The sequence below is a fragment of the Bacillus sp. 05T31 genome (assembly GCF_056396725.1).
The window spans coordinates 1-4465 of sequence record NZ_JBFTMA010000615.1 but is presented as its reverse complement, the minus strand read 5'-3'; the positions used below and the strand labels follow the sequence as shown (position 1 = coordinate 4465).

The following is a 4465-nucleotide window of genomic DNA, read 5'->3' as shown; positions in this document are numbered from 1 at the left end:
CTTTCAGTTCTGCTGTACCCGTTTTACCAGCAAGGGTTACACCATCAACCTTAGCAATTCTCCCCGCGCCATCAGGGTCATTAATGACTTTTATTAATGCACTCTTTAATATCCCTTGATTCTTTTTAGAAACCACATTTTCTTTCCAATTCCCCGCTACTTTTGATTCTTTTAAAAGATGAGGCGATGGAATATTCCCTTCATTCACAATCGGTGCATATGTTAACGCTAAATGAAGTGGTGTCATTAATACTTGTCCTTGTCCGTATCCCGTATCTGCTAGTTGAATATCATTTTTTATCCCATCTTTTGCAATTGTTGAAATAGGAAATTCGTATTCGATTGGTAATTTTTCATGAAATCCGTACTTCTTAAATTCACTTACATACTGATCTTTTCCCATTTTCAAAGCTTGTTGAGCAAAATAAATATTATCAGAGTACTTCATTGCCTTATCAAAATCAACTGGACTAGCATCCTTCACACGTGTTACATAATAATTTCCCCAAGATGAATCTTTTGTCCACTTTAATCCTTGAATTTTAAATTCTTCCTTAGGATTTATTGTGTTTGTTTCCAAACCAATTGCACCTGTAATCGTTTTAAATACGGAACCTGGTACAAATGCTTGTGTGAAGCGATTCATCATTGGCAGTTTCGAGTCGTTATTCCATGCTTCCCGTTGAGCTTTTGATGCTCCTCTAACTATTGTATTTGGATTATAAGCAGGGCTGTCTTACCCACTAAATCATCTGCTTGATAACCTTTTTTTTGAAGCGATTTTAACTCCTCTGCATTCACCTTTCCTATATATCCCGTTAAGTGTGCCGCTGCTTCCCCTAATGGATACGTACGAATATTTACTGGGCGAGATGAAACTCCTTCTAATTCAATATAATCATTCTGTCTGGTTCCCTCTTTTAAAATACCAATTGGTACAAAGGAGTCTGGTTTTATCCATTTCGCTGCGAGCTTCTGATCGACCTCTTCTTTAGACATATCAAGTAATTGTGCTACTATTTCTTTCGTTTGCGCTGCCGTTTCACCTAGTTTCTCTGGAATAATTCCAACCTCAGTCGCTTTACCATTCGTTGCAAGCCCTTTTCCATTTCGATCATATATTTCTCCGCGTTTTCCTTGCTCTGTTTGCATACGTACTTTGTAATCTTTTTTCATACCTGGGAAAATGAAATCTGGTGTCCAATCTATTTTCCAAGATTCCTTATCTTTCACAAGTTTTGCTTCGTGGATGAATGAAACTGTTCCTCCATCCGTATCCATATTAACTTCAAAAAGAAAAMGTTCTTTATCTTTAKTATTCTCTCCTTTCGTTTTAAYTTTTAAATTCTTAACTCCAATACCCTCATARATTTTTTGATATTTCTCTRTGAAMTCCTTTTTAGAAATCGTTTTTTTTGCATGTTCTGATAAATGATCATACATATTTGTAAATTTTTTATCATTCCATAAATTGATATATTCTTCAAATGCTTGTTTTGGCGGTTCGTTTTTATTACATCCTACCAACATAACTCCGAAACAAAAGAAAAGTAGCATCCATATTTTTTTCAATTCAATCTTCTCCCTTAGTTAAAAATGATTATTCCTTTCTTAAAATATTAAATAAAAAATGTTTTAACGCTTAATAGACAGTGTAAGTAATGAAATAGTTCCACATTTACAAAAAAATTAAATTTATGGTTAAGCTGCATTCAAAAAAGGAAGATTTCAAGATTCTTACAAACATTTAGAAGAGTCATGTACAGGCAAACTACTAAAAATCAATTCAGCAACTTTTACATACCCTTTTGAGTTTGGATGAATTAAATCTGTAGACCAAAGCGTATTATCATTAACTAAATGATGATCCCAAAAGTCAACATGATGAAGCTTATACTCTCTACTCAGTGAAAGTATAACTTCATTTGCCTCTAATAATTGTTCTTTTAATACTTGTTTTTTTTCAGAAGGAAATGGAAGCCTAACWGTAAAATCTGGAAGGTTTGCTATAATAATATCAGCACCTGCTTTACTTAATGTATCTATCATAAATTCCATATCGTTCTTATATGCATGATGATTCCAACGTCCTTTTAAAACATCGTTTGCACCTGCAATTAGACTAACCAAATCTGGATTAAAAGTTAATGCCTGYTCCAATTGCTGTGAGCGAATTTCTTTAGTTACTAACCCACGTTTTGCAAAATTAGCATATTTTAAATCATCTACACACAGTTGAACAAAATGATCTACCCAGCTTTTTAATGCTATTCCCTCAACTTCATCCCCTATCCCCTCTGTAAAACTATCACCAATCGCTACAAATCGCTTCCACATATMTAGTCCCCCTTTTTTGTTATTCATATCTACACTATACAATAGCCCACAGCGTAATTGTTCTTCTTAAATGTTTTTCAATTTCAATTAAATTCCATAGGAGATTTTTCAAATGAGCAAGACRACTCGATTAAACTATTTCACATGAACAAAAACATGAAAATCTACGTTATCTTCTCGCAGAAATAGGTTGAGACCAACTATCTTTCCCATTATCATTTAAGCGTACTTGAAAAACATATATAGGTTGAGAAAAGCCTTTTGTATCAGCGTAGTAATCTATATTATAATCTGTAATGACTAATGTATCACCTGCTTTGAAAGATATTATAGGATCAAAGTCTCCTTGTTTTAGTTTTTGAAATACTTCTTTGGGAGACAGAATTTCGACATCTCGAATATGTGATTTTTTTGTAACTGGCTCATTGTCATTAGGCATTTTTGTAATTTCCTCTTTGTAAACAGGCATTTTATTACCTTCGTCTTTTAACTCTATTGATGTTTTTATAGTGACATCAGTCATGTCTGTTTTTGTAATGGGATCTAAAGGCATATTCCCAAATTCCTTCATTTGATACGAAATCATTATTCCAAGTGCAACAAAACTTACTGTAATCGGAAGAAATAAATATTTGGTCATTTGTGTATCTGTTTCTTTTTTCTTCAACAATATAAGAACTATATTTAACATAGAATATCCTAGCATCATTCCTAAAGTATTATGAAGTAAATCGGCTAGTTCCATACTTCCACGTTGCATTGTAAATTCAAGGATTTCAATCAATAAACTTGCTATAATTGAGCTGATTAACATCCATTTTGTTTTTTGAAAAACATTACTAAATAAAGGTAATAAAATTCCTAACGGAAAAAGCATACCTATATTCACAATGATATGGAAAAAAGAAGAAAATGAAAAGGTATTCCATGCTTTTTTATAAACACTAAGTACATCAAAGTCAATTGTTCTTGCAAAAGTTATATCATCTGGACGACCAAATGAAGTAGCTGATAATACAAGGGAATAATATCCCATTATCAATATAAACAATATAACTTGTTGTACGGTAAATTCCCCCCCTCCTTTACATACCTTTTTGTATACTACAAAGTAGCTAAAAACAAAAATGAGTAGTAACAAGAATGTGAGTTGTATTGTAGGAATTGCAAAGGTAACAAGTAGTTCGGAAATAAAATTCATTTTACACCTCTGTTTTTACGAATAAAATATTCAATAGTTTTATATAACATTTTAGATATAGATAGCGATGTGTTGTTACCCCTAATAATTATTAATACAGAATTAAACCTGTATACATTGAGCATTTCTTCCTCTTRAAACYARCTTTATTTGACCAAGCAGCTACAAGGAAACTAGCGTTTTACTAATTGTACTTTCGGCTATGTCTGGAAAAACGTTACGAAGATTCTCTTTAGTAAGAGGATTTTTCGAGTTAAGTATAAAATTAAAAATTTGTTCAATTTTAGTATATTTATATAGAATCCGTAATTGACCGATTCCTAATATACTTAGGAATCGGTCATATTCGTATATTTACTAAAGAAATAAAATTCCTTCAAGCATTACACTTTTTTTCGAAAATTTGTTGTTCTTTGTTTTGCCCAGTTGATACATTTCTTTTCAATTAAATGATACGAAACTATAGAAAAAAGTATTGTCATTGAAATACACAAAGCAAGAAGGAAAAAGATAGGTATCTTTGTATACAAAAGTTTAAATAGTACCATCATGATTGGAAAATGACACAAATAGATACTGTATGAAATTTCTCCTAAGTATACAAATACACTCTTATTTAAAAATGCTTTCACTTTTAGGCTACTCATGGCCATTATTATAAATATACTAACACCGATTACGACACCCCAATCTTTTAATAAGAAAGTAGTATCATTACGGGAAAAACCATAAATTAAAATGGAATATAAATATAGAATAATCCCTAATGCAATAAGAAATCCTTTATTAAATTTTTTCATATTCCTATATAAGTAGATAAGCTTTTCCTGATGCTTAAAAAGTAACATTCCAACCATAAACATCGATGTGAAATGCAGTGTATCGGCATAACCATTATAAAATCCCTCTGCTTTCCCTATATGCAAC

The 4465-nt window shown here is 31.7% G+C and carries 3 protein-coding genes and 2 pseudogenes; all 5 read right to left on the bottom strand.

The features are described from left to right. Window positions 1-1572 (bottom strand): annotated as a pseudogene (locus AC1DJR_RS25255) (penicillin-binding transpeptidase domain-containing protein); the annotation flags it as partial. Between the two features lie 165 nt (window positions 1573-1737). Further along, window positions 1738-2364: an SGNH/GDSL hydrolase family protein gene (locus AC1DJR_RS25250; RefSeq protein ID WP_477003783.1), complete on the bottom strand. Its 627-nt coding sequence runs from the start codon at window positions 2362-2364 to the stop codon at window positions 1738-1740. Between the two features lie 142 nt (window positions 2365-2506). Further along, complete coding sequence (locus tag AC1DJR_RS25245; RefSeq protein ID WP_477003782.1) at window positions 2507-3538, bottom strand: VanZ family protein; 1032 nt, start codon at window positions 3536-3538, stop codon at window positions 2507-2509. Between the two features lie 162 nt (window positions 3539-3700). Next, window positions 3701-3832 (bottom strand): annotated as a pseudogene (locus tag AC1DJR_RS25240) (Fic family protein); the annotation flags it as partial. 89 nt (window positions 3833-3921) lie between these two features. After that, window positions 3922-4465: acyltransferase family protein (locus tag AC1DJR_RS25235; protein ID WP_477003781.1), on the bottom strand; the 544-nt coding region annotated here is incomplete at its 5' end.

What these genes read in the sequence shown, in the direction of transcription:
- AC1DJR_RS25245 (WP_477003782.1), bottom strand. Translation starts at nt 3,538, where the DNA reads ATGAATTTTATTTCCGAACTACTTGTTACCTTTGCAATTCCTACAATA.